At 63.9% G+C, this 21,053-nt stretch carries 15 protein-coding genes; 8 read left to right on the plus strand and 7 right to left on the minus strand.

From position 1 onward, the window contains the following. Window positions 1-50 precede the first annotated feature (50 nt). Together PF66_RS22555 and PF66_RS22560 are read left to right on the plus strand one after the other, a co-directional pair. Window positions 51-731, plus strand: coding sequence for a heavy metal response regulator transcription factor (locus PF66_RS22555; RefSeq protein WP_054063875.1), 681 nt, complete (start codon window positions 51-53; stop codon window positions 729-731). After that, complete coding sequence (locus tag PF66_RS22560; RefSeq protein WP_054063876.1) at window positions 731-2,092, plus strand: heavy metal sensor histidine kinase; 1,362 nt, start codon at window positions 731-733, stop codon at window positions 2,090-2,092. Before PF66_RS22555 ends, PF66_RS22560 begins: the two co-directional genes overlap by 1 nt. A 110-nt stretch (window positions 2,093-2,202) precedes the next feature. On the opposite strand, the gene PF66_RS22565 is transcribed toward PF66_RS22560, so the two are convergent. The 3 genes from PF66_RS22565 to PF66_RS22575 form a co-directional block, all read right to left on the minus strand. Next, window positions 2,203-3,447: a lipoprotein-releasing ABC transporter permease subunit gene (locus PF66_RS22565; RefSeq protein ID WP_054060450.1), complete on the minus strand. Its 1,245-nt coding sequence runs from the start codon at window positions 3,445-3,447 to the stop codon at window positions 2,203-2,205. A 67-nt stretch (window positions 3,448-3,514) separates the two neighbouring features. After that, entirely contained in the window at window positions 3,515-4,198 is a 684-nt protein-coding gene (lolD, locus tag PF66_RS22570) for a lipoprotein-releasing ABC transporter ATP-binding protein LolD (protein ID WP_162491352.1), read from the minus strand. Between the two features lie 7 nt (window positions 4,199-4,205). Further along, entirely contained in the window at window positions 4,206-5,456 is a 1,251-nt protein-coding gene (locus PF66_RS22575; RefSeq protein ID WP_054060452.1) for a lipoprotein-releasing ABC transporter permease subunit, read from the minus strand. A gap of 95 nt (window positions 5,457-5,551) precedes the next feature. On the opposite strand from PF66_RS22575, the gene PF66_RS22580 reads away from it, so the two are divergent. Together PF66_RS22580 and PF66_RS22585 are read left to right on the plus strand one after the other, a co-directional pair. Continuing rightward, window positions 5,552-6,139, plus strand: coding sequence for a PilZ domain-containing protein (locus PF66_RS22580; RefSeq protein ID WP_054060448.1), 588 nt, complete (start codon window positions 5,552-5,554; stop codon window positions 6,137-6,139). A 64-nt stretch (window positions 6,140-6,203) separates the two neighbouring features. Beyond that, on the plus strand, window positions 6,204-6,926 hold the full coding sequence (locus PF66_RS22585; RefSeq protein ID WP_054060447.1) for a glycerophosphodiester phosphodiesterase: 723 nt from the start codon (window positions 6,204-6,206) through the stop codon (window positions 6,924-6,926). Between the two features lie 42 nt (window positions 6,927-6,968). Here PF66_RS22585 and sthA read toward each other — a convergent pair whose 3' ends face one another. After that, on the minus strand, window positions 6,969-8,363 hold the full coding sequence (sthA, locus tag PF66_RS22590; RefSeq protein ID WP_054060446.1) for a Si-specific NAD(P)(+) transhydrogenase: 1,395 nt from the start codon (window positions 8,361-8,363) through the stop codon (window positions 6,969-6,971). A 166-nt stretch (window positions 8,364-8,529) separates the two neighbouring features. Continuing rightward, the gene (locus PF66_RS22595; RefSeq protein WP_152973071.1) at window positions 8,530-9,552 is read right to left on the minus strand and encodes an FAD:protein FMN transferase; all 1,023 of its coding nucleotides are present in this window, start codon (window positions 9,550-9,552) and stop codon (window positions 8,530-8,532) included. Window positions 9,553-9,863: 311 nt separating this feature from the next. Here PF66_RS22595 and PF66_RS22600 point away from each other — a divergent pair, with 311 nt between their 5' ends. Further along, entirely contained in the window at window positions 9,864-11,150 is a 1,287-nt protein-coding gene (locus PF66_RS22600; protein WP_017906674.1) for an MFS transporter, read from the plus strand. A 179-nt stretch (window positions 11,151-11,329) separates the two neighbouring features. Here PF66_RS22600 and PF66_RS22605 read toward each other — a convergent pair whose 3' ends face one another. Further along, complete coding sequence (locus PF66_RS22605) at window positions 11,330-12,793, minus strand: glyceraldehyde-3-phosphate dehydrogenase (RefSeq protein ID WP_054057095.1); 1,464 nt, start codon at window positions 12,791-12,793, stop codon at window positions 11,330-11,332. Between the two features lie 351 nt (window positions 12,794-13,144). Here PF66_RS22605 and mfd point away from each other — a divergent pair, with 351 nt between their 5' ends. From mfd to PF66_RS22620, 3 genes are read left to right on the plus strand one after another with little or no spacing between them, the layout of a single operon-like run. Next, window positions 13,145-16,594, plus strand: coding sequence for a transcription-repair coupling factor (gene mfd / locus PF66_RS22610; protein ID WP_054063877.1), 3,450 nt, complete (start codon window positions 13,145-13,147; stop codon window positions 16,592-16,594). 12 nt (window positions 16,595-16,606) lie between these two features. Further along, window positions 16,607-17,173, plus strand: coding sequence for a CsiV family protein (locus PF66_RS22615; RefSeq protein WP_054057093.1), 567 nt, complete (start codon window positions 16,607-16,609; stop codon window positions 17,171-17,173). 31 nt (window positions 17,174-17,204) lie between these two features. Further along, entirely contained in the window at window positions 17,205-19,883 is a 2,679-nt protein-coding gene (locus PF66_RS22620) for a DEAD/DEAH box helicase (protein ID WP_416772508.1), read from the plus strand. A 127-nt stretch (window positions 19,884-20,010) separates the two neighbouring features. Here PF66_RS22620 and nagZ read toward each other — a convergent pair whose 3' ends face one another. Beyond that, window positions 20,011-21,009, minus strand: a complete 999-nt coding sequence (gene nagZ / locus PF66_RS22625; RefSeq protein ID WP_193394224.1) for a beta-N-acetylhexosaminidase — start codon at window positions 21,007-21,009, stop codon at window positions 20,011-20,013. Window positions 21,010-21,053: the final 44 nt, after the last annotated feature.

Raw genomic sequence — 21,053 nt, forward strand, 5'->3', positions numbered from 1 at the left:
GCGCCGGACGACCTGTATAACGTTACCGTTCCATTTGCCACGAGTCATCCATGAAACTGCTGATCGTCGAAGACCAAGCGAAAACCGGCCAATACCTGCGCCAGGGCCTCAACGAGGCCGGCTTCAACTGCGAGCTGGTGGCGGATGGCACCAGCGGCCAGCACCTGGCGCTGACCGGCGACTACGACCTGCTGATCCTCGACGTCATGCTGCCCGGCCGCGACGGCTGGCAGATCCTCCAGACGGTGCGCGCCGCCGGCCTGGAAATCCCGGTGCTGTTCCTCACTGCCCGCGACGCGGTAGAAGACCGGGTCCACGGCCTGGAACTGGGTGCCGACGACTACCTGGTCAAGCCCTTCGCCTTTTCCGAACTGCTGGCCCGGGTCCGCAGCCTGCTGCGCCGTGGTGGCGGCAATACCCAGGACACCAGCCTGCAGGTTGCCGACCTGCGCCTGGACCTGATCCGCCGCCGGGTCGAACGGGCCGGCCAGCGCGTCGACCTGACCGCCAAGGAATTCGCCCTGCTGGAAATGCTCCTGCGCCGCCAGGGCGAAGTGCTGCCCAAATCGCTGATCGCTTCCCAGGTCTGGGACATGAATTTCGACAGCGACACCAATGTCATCGAGGTCGCCATCCGCCGCCTGCGCCTGAAAATCGATGATGCCCACTCCAACAAGCTGATCCATACCGTGCGCGGCATGGGCTACGTACTCGAAGAACGGGCCCTGTGATGCGGCGTCTGTCTCTCGCCGGGCGCCTGGCGCTGCTGTTCGCCGCCTGTACCGCAACGGTGTCGCTGGTGGCCGGCGTGCTGTTCAGCCGGGCCAGCGAGTCGCACTTCGTCGAACTCGACCAGCAGTTGCTGGATGGGCGCCTGGCCGAACTGCGCAGCCTGCTGGGCCAGGTGGCCGACCTCGGCGACTTCCAGCCGCTGCACGAGCGCCTGCAAGGCGAAATCAACCTGCGCCCCGACCTGGCCCTGAGAATCCACGGCGCCGACGGCCAGCTCTGGTTCGACAGCGCCCGCGCCCTGCCCGAGAAACTGCCCGCCCAAGCCGGACTGAACAGCCTGCTGAGCGGCACCAGCGCCTACCGGATCTTCAATGTACCGCTGACGCCGGGCCGGGCGGACTCCGCCCAACTGACGCTGATCCTCGACATCACCCATCACCAGCATTTCCTGCAGCGCATGCAGCAGTTGATCTGGCTGACGGTCGGCCTTTCGGCCCTGGCCACCGCCCTGCTCGGCGCCTGGGCCGCCCGCAGCGGCCTGCGCCCCCTGCGACGCATGAGCGAAGTGGCGGGCGGCATCTGCGCCCACTCGCTGACCCAACGCCTAGGCATCGGGCAGATGCCGGCGGAGCTGGCCGAGCTGGGGCAGGCCTTCAACGCCATGCTCGGGCGCCTGGAGGACTCGTTCCAGCGACTCTCGGCGTTCTCCGCCGATATCGCCCACGAACTGCGCACGCCGCTGTCGAACCTGCTCACCCACACCCAGGTCACCCTGACCCGACCACGCCCACTCGAGGACTATCGCGAGGCGCTGCACAGCAACCTCGAGGAACTGCAATGGATGGCGCAACTGGTCAACGACATGCTGTACCTGGCCAAGGCCGACCATGGCCTGCTGAACCCGAGGTTCGAGCAGCTGGAACTGGCCGACGAGGCCGATGTGCTGCTGGAGTTCTTCGCACCACTGGCCGAAGACAACCAGGTCCGCGTGAGCCGCAGCGGCACGGCGAAACTGCTGGGCGATCGCAGCATGTTGCGCCGGGCGCTGTCCAATCTGCTGGACAACGCGCTGCGCTTCACGCCGATGGGTGGTGAAATCCGGATCAATCTGGAGACGACGGCAGCAGGCCTGCGTGTCAGTGTGCAGAACAGCGGTGAAGGGATCGCGGCGCAAGCGCTGCCGCGGCTGTTCGACCGGTTCTATAGGGCGGATCCGGCCCGCCATGAAGGGAGCAACGAGCATGCCGGCCTGGGACTGGCGATTACCCAATCGATCGTGCGGGCCCATGGTGGGCGGATTCATTGTGAATCGGAGGGAGGCTGGACACGGTTCATCATCGAATTGCCGTGCCAGGCTTGAGGGCCTCTTCGCGGGCAAGCCCGGCTCCTACAGTCCGGCGTCGTTCACCCATGATGCATACGACACCGATCTGTAGGAGCCGGGCTTGCCCGCGAAAACGGTATCCCGGCTTACGAGTAGCGCAACGCCTGCGCCGGCTCGGTCTTCGCCGCGCGATACGCCGGATAGAGCGTCGCGAGAAAGCTCATGATGAACCCGGCCGAACAGATCAACACCACATCTCCCCCCTGCAACTGCGACGGCAGGTTGCTGACGAAGTAGACGTCGGAACTGAAGATGTGCTGCCCGCTGATCCGCTCGATCCAGCCCACCAGCTCACTGACGTTCAACGCCGCGATCACGCCGAGCACACCGCCGATCAGGGTGCCGACGATACCGATCACCGTGCCCTGGACCATGAAGATCGCCATGATCTGCCGCGGCGTGGCGCCGATGGTACGCAGGATGGCGATGTCCGCGCCCTTGTCGTTCACCACCATGATCAGCGTCGCGATGATGTTGAACGCCGCCACCGCGACGATCATCAGCAGCAACAGGCCGATCATGGTCTTTTCCATCTTCATCGCGCTGAACAGGCTCCCCTGGGTGTGAGTCCAGTCATCGGCCTTGTAGCCGGCGCCCAGGTCGCCGGCGATGGCGGTGGAGACCTGCGGCGCGGCATACAGGTCCTTGACCGCCAGGCGCACGCTCTGCACCTGGTTCGGCTGCCAGTGCTGGATCTGCGCCGCGTCGGCCATGTGGATCAACGCCATGGAACCATCCAGTTCGGCACCGACCTTGAACACGCCCACCACGTTCAGGCGCTGCATGCGTGGGGTGATGCCACCCGGATCGGGGCTCACTTCCGGGACGATCAGGGTCAGCTTGTCGCCGACATTGAGGCGGAAACGCCGGGCGGTGATCTCACCGATCACCACGCCGAACTCGCCCGGCTTCAGGTCTTCCAGCCTGCCCTGGACGATATGCTGGGCAACGATCGAGACCTTGCCTTCCTGGGCCGGGTCGACCCCGCTGATCTGGATCGGCTGCATCGCCCCCTTGTACGACAGCATGCCGTCCATCTCGGTGAACGGCACCGCCGCGGTGACCTGGGGATTGCGCATCGCCGCGGCAGCCACCGGCTGCCAGTCGTCGATGGGCTTGACCCCGACGATGGTCGCGTGGGGCACCATGCCGAGAATCCGCGACTGCATTTCCTTCTGGAAGCCGTTCATCACCGACAGCACCACGATCATCGCCAGCACGCCCAGGGCGAGGCCAATCATCGAGGTCATCGAGATGAACGAGACAAAACGGTTGCGGCGTTTGGCACGGGTGTAGCGCGTGCCGATGAAAATCGATAACGGTCTGAACATTCGCAGGCCACCGTAGAAAATAATCGAGCCGGCCACCGAGGACACCCACAGGGCCGGCCAGGGCGAATCAGATTGCGACCAGCTTGCCGTCGGTCAGGTGCAGCACACGGTCCATCTGGCGCGCCAGGTTCATGTCATGGGTCACCACCAGGAACGCGGTCTGCATCGAAGTGCTGAGCTCCAGCATCAGGTCCTGGATACCCTGGGCGGTATGGTGGTCGAGGTTGCCGGTCGGCTCGTCGAGCATCACCAGGCCGGGCTTGTTCACCAGTGCCCGGGCGATCGCCACGCGCTGGCGCTCACCGCCGGACAACTCGGCCGGCTTGTGCTCCAGGCGATGCCCCAGCCCTACCCGCTCCAGCAAAGCCGTGGCGCGCTGACGCGCCTCGGGGATCGCCGTACGGCCGATCAGCAGCGGCATGCAGACGTTCTCCAGGGCGGTGAATTCCGGCAGCAGGTGGTGGAACTGGTAGACGAAGCCCAGCGCACGGTTGCGCAGCAATCCACGGGCCTTTTCGCCCAGCGCCGACAACTCCTCGCCGGCCAGCCAGACACTCCCCTTGGACGGCGTATCCAGCCCGCCCAGCAGGTTGAGCAAGGTACTCTTGCCCGAACCGGAACTGCCGACGATCGCCACCCGCTCGCCCGCGTACAGCTCAAGCTGCAGACCGGACAGCACCACCACCGACTCCGGGCCCTCCTCGTAGGATTTGCCCAGGTTGCGGCAACTCAGCACTGCTTTATCACTCATGCCCAACTCACTCATAACGTAGCGCCTCCGCAGGCTGGGTGCGCGCCGCACGCCAGGCTGGATACAGGGTGGCGAGGAAACTCAGGACCAATGCCGCGCCACAGACCATCAACACGTCCTCGGCCATCAGTTGGGACGGCAGGTAGTCGATGAAATACACGTCGGCATTGAGGAACTTGTGGCCGATCAGGCCTTCGAGGGCGGAGATCGCGGCACTGACATTCAGCGCGGCGAAGATCCCCACCGCCGCACCAATGAGTGTGCCGACCACGCCGATCACACTGCCCTGGACCATGAAGATCGCCATGATCTGCCCGGGCGTGGCGCCCAGGGTGCGCAGGATCGCGATATCGCCCTTCTTGTCGTTCACCACCATCACCAGCGTCGAAATGATGTTGAACGCGGCAACCGCGACGATCAGCAGCAATAGCAGGCCGATCATGGCCTTTTCCATCTTGATCGCCTGGTACAGGTTGCCGTGGGTACGGGTCCAGTCACGGGCGTAGTAATGGTTTTCGCCCAACTGCTGGGCGATCTCCCAGGCCGTGCGCGGCGCCTGGAACAGGTCGTCGAACTTCAGCCGCAGCCCCTGGACCTGGTCCGGCTTCCAGCGGTGCAGGCGCGCCAGGTCGTCGAGGTTGGTCAGGCCCAGGTAGCCATCCAGCTCGCCGGCACCGACATGAAAGATCCCGACCACGGTGAAGCGCTTCATCCGCGGGAACATGCCCGCCGGCGTCACCGAAACCTCCGGGGCGACGAAGGTCAGCTTGTCGCCAAGGCCGACGCCAAGCTTGGTCGCGGCCTTGTCACCGATGACGATGCCGAAGCTGCCCGGCGCCAGGGCATCGAGCTGGCCCTGCTGCATGAAGCGGTCGATGATCGACACCTTGCGCTCCTGCGCCGGGTCGATGGCGTTGAGCAGCACCTTCTGCACCTGGCCGTTGTTGGTCAGCAGCCCCTGCATCTGGGTGAAGGGTGCCACGGCGGCCACCTGCGGGTTCTGCCGGACCTTGTCCGCCAGGCTCTGCCAGTCGCTGATCGGCTCGCCCGATTCGATGGTGGCGTGGGGCACCATGCCCAGCACGCGATCGCGCATTTCCCGGTCGAAGCCGTTCATCACCGACAGCACCACGATCATCACCACCACGCCCAGGGCGAGGCCGATGATCGAAGTCAGGGAGATGAAGGAGACAAAATGGTTGCGACGCTTTGCACGGGTATAACGCGTACCGATAAATACGAAGAGTGGTCTGAACATGTCGGGGGCTGGTTCGAAGGAAAAGAAGACGTCCATGTGGCGAGGGCGGGTCAGCAGCTTTACACTCAGACCATTGCCTCTGCCTTGGGTTCGCCATGTCGACATTAGATGAAGAAGATCGCCGCGAATACTACCGTATCGAGGACACGATCGCACTGGAAATCCGCCCCCTGTCCGCCGCCGACGCAGCGGGCAAGGATGTGTTGCAGGATGCGTCGCCGCTCTTCAACCTGTTGAGCGAACTGCACCTGAGCGAGTTCGAGTCGCAGCACCTGCTGCGCCAGGTCACCGAGCGCGACCGCGCCCTCTCAGCCTACCTGAAATCCCAGAACAAGCGCATCGATCTGCTGAGCCAGGTGATGGCCATGACCATCCTCGGCGAAATCGGCGAGCCGCAGTCGGTGGTCCTCTCCGAAGGCGGTATCGAGTTCGGCCATGACGTGGCCTACCCGGCCGGCACCCGACTGGCGATCAAGCTGGTGCTGATGCCGCAGGCACTGGGCCTGTTGCTGCGGGCCAAGGTCACCCATTGCGAACCGCAGAGCCTGGGCTCGTTCGAAATCGGCACCGAGTTCGAATCATTGACCGATGCCCAGCGCCAGTTGCTGGCCCGCTATATCTTGCAGAAACAGGCGCAGCAACGGCGCCTGGCCCGCGAGCAGAACGACCCCGAGGCCCATTGAGCCTCGGGTTCATCGTGCGCCCCCGATTACTTGCCGAATCATTTTTCCCTTGTAAGGAGCAGTCGTGACTCTGATTTATGGCCATCGTGGCGCCAAAGGCGAAGCGCCGGAAAACACCCTGACCAGTTTCCAGGAATGCCTCAAACACGGCGTCCGCCGCTGCGAGTTGGACTTGCACCTGTCCATGGATGGCGAACTGATGGTCATCCATGACCCGACCCTCAAACGCACCACCGACCGGCGTGGCAAGGTGGTCGAGCACACCGCCGCCGAGCTGGTGACCTACGATGCGCGCAAGGGTGGCCCCGGCTGGCTCACCGCCTGCCCGATCCCGCGCCTGGAGGAACTGTTCGAGCAGTGCGATTTCGAGCACTGGCAACTGGAGGTCAAGAGCGCCTCGCGCACCCGCGCGGCGACCACGGTACTGGCGATTCGAGAACTGGCACAGCGCTTCGGCCTGCTGGACAAGGTCACCATCACCTCCAGCTCCCGCGAAGTGCTCAAGGCCGCCCTGGAGCTGACCCCGGACCTGTCACGCGGCCTGGTGGCCGAATATGCCTGGCTCGACCCACTGAAGGTCGCCCAGAGCTATGGCTGCGAGTTCCTGGCACTGAACTGGACACTCTGCACCCCGGAACGCCTGCTCAAGGCCCAGCGTCAGGGTCTGCACGTGTCGGTGTGGACAGTCAACGAGCCGGCGCTGATGCGCAGGCTCGCCGACTTCGGCGTCGATAGCCTGATTACAGACTTTCCCGGTTTGGCCACGGCCACACTTGGGAAAGGCTGAAATCGGTCTCCCCGGCCGGCTCAGGCCACCGGCCGGAGCCGCTCAAAAAAGCCGGTTCAGGCCATCGTAGGCAGCTACCCGATAGGCTTCGGCCATGGTCGGGTAGTTGAAGGTGGTGTTGACGAAGTACTTCAGGGTGTTGTTCTCACCCGGCTGGTTCATGATCGCCTGGCCGATGTGGACGATCTCCGAAGCCTGGTAGCCGAAGCAGTGCACACCGAGCACTTCCAGGGTCTCGCGGTGGAACAGGATCTTCAGCATGCCTTGCGGCTCGCCGGCGATCTGGGCGCGGGCCATGCTCTTGAAGAATGCCTTGCCCACTTCGTACGGCACCTTGGCCTTGGTCAGCTCATGCTCGTTCTTGCCGATCGAACTGATCTCCGGAATGGTGTAGATACCGGTCGGCACATCGTTGACATAGCGCCAGCTGCCGTTGTCGACGATGCTGCCCGCAGCCGAGCGGCCCTGGTCGTGGGCGGCACTGGCCAGACTCGGCCAGCCGATCACGTCGCCGGCACCGTAGATATTCGGCTGGCAGGTACGGTAGTTCTCGTCCACCTCGATCTGGCCACGGCCGTTGACCTTGACGCCGATGTTCTCCATGCCCAGCTTGTCGGTGTTGCCGGTACGGCCGTTACACCAGAGCAAGGCGTCGGCCTTGATCTTCTTGCCCGACTTCAGGTGCAGGATCACCCCGTTGTCCAGGCCCTCGACCCGGTCGTACTCCTCGTTGTGGCGCACGGTGATGTTGTTGTTGCTGAAGTGGTAGCTCAACGCCTGGGAAATTTCCGAATCGAGGAAGCTCAGCAACTGGTCACGGTTGTCCACCAGTTCGACCAGTACCCCCAGGCCACTGAAGATCGACGCGTATTCGCAACCGATCACCCCGGCACCATAGATGATCAGCTTGCGCGGAGTGTGGCCCAGGCTGAGGATGGTGTCGCTATCGTAGATACGCGGGTGGTTGAAATCGATGTCGGCCGGGCGATAGGGGCGCGAGCCGGTGGCGATGATGATGTGCTTGGCCACCAGTTTTTCGACCACGCCGTTGGGGCAGACCACTTCGACGGTCTGTTCGTCGGCGAAGCTGCCGGTACCGAAGAACAGGTCGACCCGGTTGCGGGCGTAGTAGCCGGTGCGCGAGGCGACCTGCTTGGCGATCACCTTCTCGGCGCTCTTGAGCACGTCCGGGAAGGAGAACCAGCGCGGCTCGCCGATGGCCCGGAACATCGGGTTGGTGTTGAACTGCATGATCTGCCGCACGGAGTGACGCAAGGCCTTGGACGGGATGGTCCCCAGGTGGGTGCAGTTGCCACCGACCTGACGGCGGCTGTCGACCATCGCGACCTTGCGCCCTGCCTTGGCGGCGTTCATTGCCGCACCCTCTCCAGCGGGGCCGGAACCCAGTACCACTACGTCGTAGTTGTAGACAGCCATGCGTACTCCTCAGAACAGGCCGAGGCACCCCTCTGGCACCTGCGGCTAAATCACGTCGCGGCAGCGACATGAAGGATCAAATCTCGGTGTGCAGTCTATAGATGCGTGAACGCCGCGCACATTAACCCTTGGTCGCGTCGTAAGCCAGCTTTGCCTGCACTACATGTTAATGCGCAGCAGCCTTCGGCAATCTGTCAAACGCCGAATTCGTTCGTGTGACGAAAGCTTTATCGGCACGGATCACAAAAAAAGCAGCGATATCGTGTTTTTCCGCATAGTCCCAACCCCGCTCCGGGCCGAGGATCAGCAACAGCGTCGACAAGCCATCGGCCATCAGCGTCGAGGGATGAATCACCGTGACCGCCGCAAGGTCATGGGTGACCGGCGCGCCGGTCAACGCATCGAAGGTATGGGAATAGCGCTTGCCATCCTGCTCGAAATAATTGCGATAGTCACCTGAAGTGGACACCCCATAACCGTCGATGTCGACGATCCGTTGCGCGACCTGCCGATCGTCCCGCGGCGCCTCCAGGGCAACCCGCCAGGAACCGCCATCGGGCTTGCGCCCCACGGCCTTGAGCTCGCCCGTGACCTCGACGAGAAAACTGTCGATCCCCATCTGCACCAGCCGCGTGGCAATCCGGTCCACAGTGTAGCCTGCGGCAATGCTGTCGAAATCGACCTCCACCGCGGCGTCCTTGCACAAGCGTTCGCCATCGACATGCAGATGGGAATGGCCGACCCGCTGGCGGGCCGCCGCCAGTTGCGCGGCATCCGGGACCTTTTCCACACGCCCCTGCGGGCCGAAGCCCCAGAGATTCATCAGCGGTTCGACCGTCAGGTCGTAGGCACCGTCACTCGCAACGGACAGCGCCTCCCCCGTGCGCACCAGTTCGAGAATCGACGCCGGCATGACCTGGCAACGGTTGGCCGGCAGAGCATTGAAGCGGACGATGTCCGAGTCGCCGCGATAGGTCGACATCTGCCGGTCGACCTGGGCCAGGATCGCCTCGACCTCGTCCTTGACCCTGGCAGGCGCTGGCCCGCCAGCACGGCGCACATACTGGAGCGAGTAGCTGCTGCCCATGGTCGGGCCGCCAAAACGCTCCAGCGCGCCCTGCCCGTCGCAACCGCTTGATAGCGCCAGGACCGCACCCGCCAGCCATGGGCCGGGTGATCGCAGAACCATCCTGAAGAACTGAAGAGAGGGCATAGGCTCGCAGTCGGCACAATTCAGAGCTACGCATTATGCGCCAAATTAAAGCAGGCCCAGTATTCATCAGGGCAATGCATGCTTCCCACTCCCCTAAGATCCACAGCGAACGCTCTACCCCGTGGCTTATGCCATTTAGCCAGCAAGCTCGTTTTTTTGTTGCCCGACAACCTTAATACACATATCGTTACAAAACTGTTCTGCCAGCGTGTGCATGCTTGAAAGAGTCAGTAAGGACGAGCAAAACGAAGGATTGCTTATAAGACAGCCAAAGTGAGTGAATAAAAATGGCCTCGAATACGGGCAAGGGCAAGGCGATCTTTCGCGTTGTCAGCGGCAACTTCCTTGAGATGTTCGACTTCATGGTCTATGGCTTCTACGCCACGGCCATCGCTAAAACCTTCTTCCCCTCCGACAGCGCCTTCGCTTCCCTGATGCTCTCGCTGGCCACCTTTGGCGCCGGCTTCCTGATGCGTCCATTGGGGGCGATTTTCCTCGGTGCCTACATCGACCGCCACGGTCGCCGCCAGGGCCTGATCATCACCCTGGCCCTGATGGCCGCCGGTACGGTGCTGATCGCCTGCGTACCGGGCTACTCGACCCTCGGCGTCGCCGCTCCCCTGCTGGTGCTGCTGGGCCGCCTGCTGCAAGGCTTTTCCGCGGGCGTGGAACTGGGCGGCGTCTCGGTCTACCTGGCCGAGATCTCGACACCGGGCCGCAAGGGCTTCTTCGTCAGTTGGCAGTCCGCCAGCCAACAGGCCGCGGTGGTCTTCGCCGGCCTGCTGGGCGTGGGCCTGAACCACTGGCTGAGCCCCGAGCAGATGGGGGAATGGGGCTGGCGCGTACCGTTCCTGGTCGGCTGCCTGATCGTTCCGGCGATCTTCATCATCCGTCGCTCGCTGGAGGAAACGCCCGAATTCCAGGCACGCAAGCATCGCCCAACCCTGTCGGAAGTGATGCGCTCGATCGGCCAGAACTTCGGCCTGGTGCTGGCAGGCATGGCCATGGTAGTGATGACCACGGTGTCCTTCTACCTGATCACCGCCTACACCCCGACCTTCGGCAAGGCCGAACTGCACCTGTCGGATTTCGATGCCCTGCTGGTGACCGTGTGCATCGGCCTGTCGAACTTCTTCTGGTTGCCGGTGATGGGCAGCGTTTCCGACAAGATCGGCCGCAAGCCACTGCTGCTGGCGGCGACCATCCTGGCCATCCTCACCGCTTACCCGGTGCTGTCCTGGCTGGTGGCCGACCCGAGCTTCAGCCGCCTGCTGATCGCCGAACTGTGGCTGTCGTTCCTCTACGGTTCGTATAACGGTGCGATGGTGGTGGCCCTGACCGAAATCATGCCGACCGAAGTGCGTACCACCGGCTTCTCCCTGGCCTACAGCCTGGCGACCGCGACCTTCGGCGGTTTCACGCCGGCGGCCTGCACCTACCTGATCCATGTACTGGACAACAAGGCGGCACCGGGCATCTGGCTCAGCGGCGCAGCGGTGCTGGGGCTGATCGCGACGCTGGTACTGTTCCGTGGCAACAAGCATGCGCTGCGCACCGCGCAGACCGCGGCGTAAGATAAGAGAAGCTTCGCGGGCAAGCCCTGCTCCTACAGGTTTGGGTCGTACATTGGATTCAGGTACGACTTCGGACTGTAGGAGCAGGGCTTGCCCGCGAAAGATGTCCTGCAAACCATCCTTGAATGCGCCTCAAAAAAAACGCCCCGACAAGTCGGGGCGTTTTCATTTGCAGTCGCTTAGCGTGGGAACGCTGGCGGGTTGACCCCGGCCATGTCTTCCATCACGCGGACCACCTGGCAGCTGTAACCGAATTCGTTGTCGTACCAGACGTACAGAACAACACGGTTGTCGTTGCAGATGGTCGCTTCGGCGTCGACCACACCGGCGTGGCGCGAACCGACGAAGTCGGTGGAAACCACTTCCTGCGAGTTCACGAAGTCGATCTGCTTGTGCAGGTCCGAGTGCAGCGCCATGTAGCGCAGGTACTCGTTGATCTCTTCGCGAGTGGTGGCGGTACCCAGGTTCAGGTTCAGGATCGCCATCGACACGTTCGGCGTCGGAACGCGGATCGCGTTACCGGTCAGCTTGCCGGCCAGCTCAGGCAGGGCCTTGGCGGCAGCGGTGGCAGCGCCGGTTTCGGTGATGACCATGTTCAGCGCGGCGCTGCGGCCACGGCGATCGCCCTTGTGGAAGTTGTCGATCAGGTTCTGGTCGTTGGTGTACGAGTGAACGGTTTCAACGTGACCGTTGACGATACCGAACTTGTCGTTGACCGCCTTCAGTACCGGAACGATGGCGTTGGTGGTGCAGGACGCCGCCGAAACGATCTTGTCCTCGGCCGTGATCTCGGCATGGTTGATACCATGCACGATGTTCTTCAGCTTGCCCTTGCCCGGCGCGGTCAGGACCACGCGGTCGATACCCGGGCAGGCCAGGTGCTGGCCCAGGCCGTCGGCGTCACGCCATACACCGGTGTTGTCCACCAGCAGGGCGTCCTTGATGCCGTACTGGGTGTAGTCCACCTCGGTCGGGTTCTTCGCGTAGATAACCTGGATCAGGTTGCCGTTGGCGGTGATGGTGTTGTTTTCCTCGTCGATGACGATGGTGCCGTTGAACGAACCATGCACCGAGTCACGACGCAGCAGGCTGGCGCGCTTGGTCAGGTCGTTGTTGGCACCCTTGCGTACGACGATGGCACGCAGGCGCAGGCCGTCGCCGCCACCGGTCTTCTCGATCAGGATACGGGCCAGCAGGCGACCGATACGACCGAAGCCGTACAGCACCACGTCGGTACCCTTGCGGGCGGCCGCGTTCTGCTGGCCAACCACGTCGGCCAGTTCTTCACGGACGAACTGCTCGGCGCTACGGCCGTTGCCTTGTTCCTTGAATTTCACCGCCAGCTTGCCCAGGTCCACCGAAGCGGCGCCCAGCTTGAGCTCGCTCATGGCCTTGAGCAGCGGGAAAGTCTCGTGGACGGACAGTTCGGCATCGTCGCTCTGACGATGACGAGCAAAGCGGTGAGCCTTGAGAATCGCGATGACAGACTGGTTGATCAGGCTGCGGCCATAGATCGAGCTCACCACATTGTTGTTGCGGTAGAGCTGACCGATCAGCGGAATCATCGCTTCTGCAAGTGCTTCACGATCAATCCACTCACCAAGACACTGGTCGGGCTTCTGAGTCACGGGAACCTTCCACATGTAGGGGCTTAAAAAAGGGGCTACATTATGCCGCCGAGTCGCTCTGCGAGCAATGCGCGACTGTCGCCCTTCGTCACACAAAATTCCCTCGAAAAAATCACGACCCTCACGCAGGCCAGTAAACACGCGGCTTTCAGAGCGCCCTATTTTGGGGCGAAGGACATGGCTTGTCTGTAACCCTCCGAAACACAGCGGCAATACCGCACTACATATTCAGGAAAAAACCACCTTTTTTTGTCATAGCCACTACATTTTCCTCGCCACGCAATAGACACAGTCTGCGACTGACAGGCGGCACCCGGGGCCGTTACAATTGATGAATTTGCCGCAACGCTTGGAGCTCAACCTTCCGTGCCCGTTCTGCGTCTACCGCTACTGCCTGCCGCGACAGGCAAACAACACTGGGGCAACCTCCCCGGTGCCGCCCTGAGCCTGGCCATTGCCGAGGCTGCCAGCGCCGCCGGGCGCTTCACCCTGCTCCTGACCGCCGACAGCCAGAGCGCCGAACGGCTGGAGCAGGAGCTGAGTTTCTTCGCCCCCGATCTGCCGGTGCTGCATTTCCCGGACTGGGAAACCCTGCCCTACGACCTGTTCTCGCCGCACCAGGACATCATCTCCCAGCGTATCGCCAGCCTCTACCGGCTGCCGGAACTGGAGCATGGCGTGCTGGTGGTGCCGATCACCACCGCCCTGCACCGCCTGGCGCCGACCAAATTCCTGCTCGGCAGCAGCCTGGTGCTGGATGTCGGCCAGAAGCTGGACGTGGAGCAGATGCGCACCCGCCTGGAGGCGGCCGGCTACCGCTGCGTCGACACCGTCTACGAACACGGCGAATTCGCCGTGCGCGGCGCCCTGGTCGACCTGTTCCCGATGGGCAGCAAACTGCCCTATCGCATCGACCTGTTCGATGACGAGATCGAGACGCTGCGCACCTTCGACCCGGAAAACCAGCGCTCCATCGACAAGGTCGATTCGGTACGCCTGCTGCCGGCCAAGGAATTCCCGCTGCAGAAGGAAGCACTGATCCGCTTCAAGGCGCGCTTTCGCGAACGCTTCGACGTCGACTTCCGCCGCTGCTCGATCTTCCAGGACCTCAACAGCGGGATCACCCCCGCCGGCATCGAGTACTACCTGCCGCTGTTCTTCGAGGAAACCTCGACGCTGTTCGACTATCTGCCCCAGGACACCCAGGTATTCTCCCTGCCGGGCATCGAGCAGGCCGCGGAGAACTTCTGGAACGACGTGCGCAACCGCTACGAGGAACGCCGTATCGACCCGACCCGGCCACTGCTGCCGCCGGCCGAACTGTTCCTGCCGGTGGAAGACTGCTTCGCCCGCCTGAAGAGCTGGCCACGGGTCGTCGCCAGCCAGCAGGACGTGGAAACCGGTGTCGGCCGCGAGCGCTTCGCCGCCCGCGAGCTGCCGAACCTGGCGATCGAAGCCAAGGCCAACCAGCCGCTGGCGGCGCTCTCCGGCTTCCTCGAGCAGTTCCCCGGCCGCGTGTTGTTCACCGCCGAATCCGCCGGTCGCCGGGAAGTCCTGCTGGAACTGCTCGAACGCCTCAAGCTGCGGCCGAAAACCGTCGACAGCTGGCCGGAATTCGCCGCCGGCAAGGAACGCCTGGCGATCACCATCGCCCCGCTGGACGAGGGCCTGGTCCTCGACGACCCGGCCCTGGCCCTGATCGCCGAAAGCCCGCTGTTCGGCCAGCGCGTGATGCAGCGCCGCCGCCGGGAAAAACGCGCCGACGCCAACAACGACGCGGTGATCAAGAACCTCACCGAACTGCGCGAAGGCGCACCGGTGGTGCACATCGACCATGGCGTCGGCCGCTATCTGGGGCTGGCGACCCTGGAAATCGAAAACCAGGCCGCCGAATTCCTCACCCTGGAGTACGCCGAGGGCGCCAAACTCTACGTGCCGGTGGCCAACCTGCACCTGATCGCCCGCTATACCGGCAGCGACGATGCCCTCGCCCCGCTGCACCGCCTGGGCTCGGAAACCTGGCAGAAAGCCAAGCGCAAGGCCGCCGAACAGGTTCGCGACGTGGCGGCCGAACTGCTCGACATCTATGCCCGCCGTGCCGCCCGCGAAGGCTATGCGTTCAACGATCCGAAGGCCGACTATGCGACCTTCAGCGCCGGTTTCCCGTTCGAAGAGACGCCGGACCAGCAGAGCGCCATCGAGGCGGTACGCGCCGACATGCTGGCGGCCAAGCCGATGGATCGTCTGGTCTGCGGCGACGTCGGCTTCGGCAAGACCGAAGTGGCCATGCGCGCGGCGTTCATCGCCGTGCACGGCGGCAGGCAGGTGGCTATCCTGGTGCCGACCACCCTGCTCGCCCAGCAGCATTACAACAGCTTCCGCGACCGCTTCGCCGACTGGCCGGTGACCGTCGAGGTGATGAGCCGCTTCAAGTCCGCCAAGGAAGTCAGCGCTGCCGTCGCCGACCTCGCCGAAGGCAAGATCGACATCGTCATCGGCACCCACAAGCTGTTGCAGGACGACGTGAAGATCAAGAACCTCGGCCTGGTGATCATCGACGAGGAGCACCGTTTCGGCGTACGCCAGAAGGAACAGCTCAAGGCCCTGCGCAGCGAGGTCGACATCCTCACCCTGACCGCCACGCCGATTCCGCGCACGCTGAACATGGCCGTGTCGGGCATGCGCGACCTGTCGATCATCGCCACGCCGCCGGCGCGCCGGCTGTCGGTGCGCACCTTCGTCATGGAGCAGAACAAGAGCACGGTCAAGGAAGCGCTGCTGCGCGAGCTGCTGCGCGGCGGCCAGGTCTACTACCTGCACAACGACGTGAAGACCATCGAGAAGTGCGCCGCCGACCTCGCCGAGCTGGTGCCGGAAGCGCGCATCGGCATCGGCCACGGGCAGATGCGCGAGCGCGAACTCGAACAGGTGATGAGCGACTTCTACCACAAGCGCTTCAACGTGCTGATCGCCTCGACCATCATCGAGACCGGTATCGACGTGCCGAGCGCCAACACCATCATCATCGAACGGGCCGACAAGTTCGGCCTGGCCCAGTTGCACCAGTTGCGCGGCCGGGTCGGACGCAGCCACCACCAGGCCTATGCCTACCTGCTGACGCCGGGTCGCCAGCAGATCACCGCCGACGCGGAGAAGCGCCTGGAGGCGATCGCCAACACCCAGGACCTGGGGGCCGGCTTCGTCCTCGCCACCAACGACCTGGAAATCCGCGGCGCCGGCGAACTGCTGGGCGACGGCCAGAGCGGGCAGATCCAGGCGGTGGGTTTCACGCTGTACATGGAAATGCTCGAGCGCGCGGTGAAGGCCATCCGCAAGGGCGAACAGCCGAACCTCGACCAGCCGCTCGGTGGCGGCCCGGAGATCAACCTGCGCCTGCCGGCGCTGATCCCCGAGGACTACCTGCCGGATGTGCACGCGCGCCTGATCCTCTACAAGCGCATCGCCTCGGCGACCGACGAGGAGGGCCTCAAGGACCTGCAGGTGGAGATGATCGACCGCTTCGGCCTGTTGCCCGAGCCCACCAAGAACCTGGTGCGCCTGACCCTGCTCAAGCTGCAAGCCGAGCAACTGGGGATCAGGAAGATCGATGGCGGCCCGCAAGGCGGACGCATCGAGTTCACCGCGGACACACCGGTCGATCCGCTGGCACTGATCAAGCTGATCCAGGGGCAACCCAACCGTTACAAATTCGAAGGCGCCACGATCTTCAGGTTCATGGTGCCGATGGAGCGTGCGGAAGACCGCTTTAATACACTGGAGGCGCTGTTCGAGCGCCTCACCCCGAAATCTGCCTGATAAGGACGCCGTATGCGCCTGATCCCATCGCTGGCCGTGTTGTTGGCCCTGCTCACCCCGGCCGCCTTCGCCGACGAGCCGTACCAGGTCGAAATGATCCTGGTACGGCAGAACCTCGAACAACCCTTCCAGAGCCAGCCGGCACCGGAAGACTGGGCGCGGGGGGCGAAAGCCATCACCGCCAGTGACGAGCGCACCCCCAGCCTGAACGACATGGCGGCCAAGCTCAGCGCCAGCGGCAACTACGAGGTGCTGCTGCACAAGGCCTGGCAACAGAACCTCGGCGACCAGCCGAGCGTCGTGTCGATCACCGCAGGCCAGGAGCAGTTCGGCCAGTTCCCGGTGGAAGGCACCCTGAGCCTGACCCTCAAGCGCTTCACCGAGGTGCAGGCGCAGTTCTGGGTCAACGGCTTCGACAGCAACGGCGTGGTCAATGCCAGCGAACGCCTGAACCAGACCAGCCAGACCAAGAACGGCCAGCTCAATTTCCTCGACGCCGGCCACCTCGGCCTGCTGCTCAAGGTGACCTCGCTGAACGCCTCACGCCGCGAAGCGCCGTCCCAGAACCTCGACCAGTGACCGTCCTATGCCGTCGCCCGTGACGCCTGCCATGACCAAGCCGCTCGCCCCTTCATGGGCCAGCCGCTTCAAGGAACAGAGTCTGGAGCGCGGTCGCCGCTACGCGATCGAAAACCGGGTGAGGATCGTCGAGGCGGCCGACAGCACCATCACCGCCAGTTGCGAAGGCTCTGGCGGCAACATCTACCGGCAGACCATCCATCTTCGCGAGTCGGCCAAGGGCACCCTGCTGATCGTCGACGCGACCTGCACCTGCCCGGTGCGCAGCAACTGCAAGCATACGGCGGCGGTCCTGCTGAAGGTGCAGCAGACCCTGGCCTATCCGGCCGCGGAGAAAGACGCCGAACTGCTGGAAAAGCTCCAGGCGGTGCTCGACTCGCGCCCGCCACCCCCGCCCCAGGAGCTGCTCGAGGACGTGCAGCCGGTACCACGGCTATGGCTGGCCAGTGTCGAATTCAGCGCCTTCGAGCCACGCAATGGACGCATGCAGCGCTACATCCAGCACCGCGCGGCGCTGTCCTTCAACTACCTGGGCGAGTACGCCAGCGGCCAGAAGAACGCCGACATCCTCCTGCGCCAGGAACATCGGAACCTGCGCATCCGACGCCAGCCCGAGGCGGAAAAAGCCTTTCGCGAACAGCTGCGCCTGCTCGGCTTCAAGGTCGCCACCCGGCAAAGCAAGGCCCTGCCGGAAAGCGCCGGCGAGCTGTACGAGATGGTCAACGACAGCGCCTGGCTGACCTTTACCCTCAATGAACTGCCAAACCTGCGCGAACAGGGCTGGGAATTGCAGATCGACGAAGACTTCGGCTTCGACCTCAGCCCCGTCGACGACTGGTACGCCACCGTCGACGAAGCCCCGGAACGCGACTGGTTCGACCTCGAACTGGGGATCATCGTCAATGGCGAGCGCCTGAGCCTGCTGCCGATCCTGCTCAACCTGATGCGTTCGCACACCGAACTGCTCAACCCCGAGCGACTGGCCCGACGCCGGGACGACGAACTGATCCTGGTGAACATTCCCGCCTCGCCCAGCGGCAGCCATGGCCCGCTGCAGGTGGCCCTGCCCTACGGGCGCCTCAAGCCGGTACTGAACACCCTCGGCGAGTTCTACCTGGAAGAACCCGGCACCACCACACTGCGCCTGAGCAACGCCGATGCCACCCGGCTCAACCCGCTCGACGGCCTGCCGCTGTTGTGGGAGGGCGGTGCCCAGATCCGCAGCCTGGCCGAACGACTGCGTGATATCCGCGAATACAGCGCGAGCATTCCCGAAGGCCTCAACGCCACCCTGCGCCCGTACCAGCACGAGGGCCTGAGCTGGATGCAGTCGCTGCGGCAACTGGAGGTCGGCGGAATCCTTGCCGACGACATGGGCCTGGGCAAGACCCTGCAGACCCTGGCCCACATCCTCAGCGAAAAGAACGCCGGTCGCCTCGACCGTCCGTGCATGGTGGTGATGCCCACCAGCCTGATCCCCAACTGGCTCGACGAGGCCGCGCATTTCACGCCGCAGCTCAAGGTCCTGGCGCTCTATGGTGCAGCGCGCAAGAAGCATTTCGAACGGCTGGGTGAGTACGACCTGATTCTCACCACCTACGCCCTGCTGCCCAAGGACATCGACACGCTCAAGGCCCAGCCACTGCACGTGCTGGTGCTCGATGAAGCGCAATACATCAAGAACCCCGGGAGCAAGGCCGCCCAGGCGACCCGCGAACTCGAGGCGCGGCAACGCCTGTGCCTGAGCGGCACGCCGCTGGAGAACCACCTGGGCGAACTCTGGTCACTGTTCCACTTCCTGCTGCCGGGCTGGCTGGGCGATGCCAAAAGCTTCAATCGCGACTACCGCGTGCCCATCGAGAAACATGCCAGCGAAGTTCGCCTGCAACACCTGAACGGACGGATCAAACCGTTCCTGCTGCGCCGCACCAAGGAACAGGTGGCCACCGAACTGCCGCCCAAGACCGAGATCATCCACTGGGTCGAACTCAACGAGGCGCAACGCGACGTCTACGAGACCATGCGCCTGGCCATGGACAAGAAGGTCCGCGACGAAATCACCCGCAAGGGTGTGGCGCGCAGCCAGATCATCATCCTCGAGGCGCTGCTCAAGCTACGCCAGGTCTGCTGCGACCTGCGCCTGGTCAGCGACGCCACGCCACCGACCCGCGGCAGCGCATCCGGCAAGCTCGACAGCCTGATGGAAATGCTCGAGGAACTGTTCGCCGAGGGCCGACGGATCCTGCTGTTCTCGCAGTTCACCTCGATGCTGTCACTGATCGAGGCCGAGCTGAAGAAACGCCATATCGCCTACGGCCTGCTGACCGGCCAGACGCGGGACCGACGCGCGCCGGTGAAGGACTTCCAGAGCGGCAAACTGCAGATCTTTCTCATCAGCCTCAAGGCCGGTGGCGTCGGCCTGAACCTGACCGAAGCCGACACCGTGATCCACTACGACCCGTGGTGGAATCCGGCGGCGGAAAACCAGGCGACCGATCGGGCGTACCGGATCGGCCAGGAAAAGCCGGTGTTCGTCTACAAGATGATTGCCCGGGGTACGGTCGAGGAAAAGATCCAGCACCTGCAACAGGAAAAATCCGACCTGGCCGCCGGCGTGCTCGACGGGCGCCAGGCCGGCGACTGGCAGTTGCAGAACGAGGATATCGAGGCGCTGTTCGCGCCGTTGCCGGACAAGAAAGCCGGGCGTTGACGTCCTTTAAAAGCTTCGCGGGCAAGCCCGGCTCCTACAGATTCGTGCCCTACACCTATCCGATGTACGACACATACCCTGTAGGAGCCGGGCTTGCCCGCGAATGGCCCCTCGACTATGACGCCACTCAATCGATGAGCTGAGCCTCGCGCAGCGCCCCAAGCGCCTCCAGCCACCGCGGTTCCTGGCGATAATCGGTCCGCGCAAACCCCTGTCCACGCATCCGCGCAATCCGCGACGATGGCGTCACCTTAAGACGCTGCGCCGCGCTCAGGGCCAGCTCCGCCGCCGCCCGGTCATTGCACACCAGCCCCATGTCGCAGCCAGCCGACAAGGCCGCCTCGATACGGCTCGCCGCATCCCCCACCACATGGGCACCGGCCATGGACAGGTCGTCACTGAAGATCACCCCGTCGAACTTCAGCTCACCGCGCAGAATCTCCTGCAACCAGCGCCGCGAGAAACCGGCGGGTTGCGCATCGACCTGTGGATAGATCACATGGGCCGGCATCACCGCGGCCAGTTGCTGGCCCAGGCGGGCGAAAGGCACCAGGTCACGGGCGCGAATGGTCTCCAGGCTGCGCTCGTCGACCGGAATCGCCACATGGGAATCCGCCTCGGCCCAACCGTGCCCGGGGAAATGCTTGCCGGTCGCCGCCATGCCGGCTGCCTTCATCCCGCGAATGAACGCCCCGGCGAGTTGGGCCGCACGCTCGGGATCGCCCTCGAAGGAACGGCTGCCGACCACCGCACTGCGCTGATGATCCAGGTCGAGCACCGGGGCAAAACTCAGATCGAGCCCAACCGCCAGCACCTCCGTCGCCATCAGCCAGCCACAGTGCTCGGCCAGGCGCTCGGCATTCGGGTTATCGGCAATCGCCCGCATCGCCGGCAGGCGCACGAAGCCCTGGCGCAAACGCTGCACCCGCCCACCCTCCTGGTCGACGGCGAGCAGCAGGTCCGGGCGAATCGCGCGGATCGCCGTGCTCAGCTCACGAACCTGGCGCGGGCTCTCGATGTTGCGCGCGAAAATGATCAGCCCGCCCACTTGCGGCTGGCGCAACAACTGGCGATCTTCGGCCGTCAGCCAGGTGCCGGCGATATCGACCATCAGGGAGCCTTGCAGGGCAGTACTCATAGGAAATCCTTGTGAAGAAAAGCCAGGCGCGT

The sequence above is a fragment of the Pseudomonas asplenii genome (assembly GCF_001293465.1).
GTDB classification, from domain to species: domain Bacteria; phylum Pseudomonadota; class Gammaproteobacteria; order Pseudomonadales; family Pseudomonadaceae; genus Aquipseudomonas; species Aquipseudomonas fuscovaginae_B.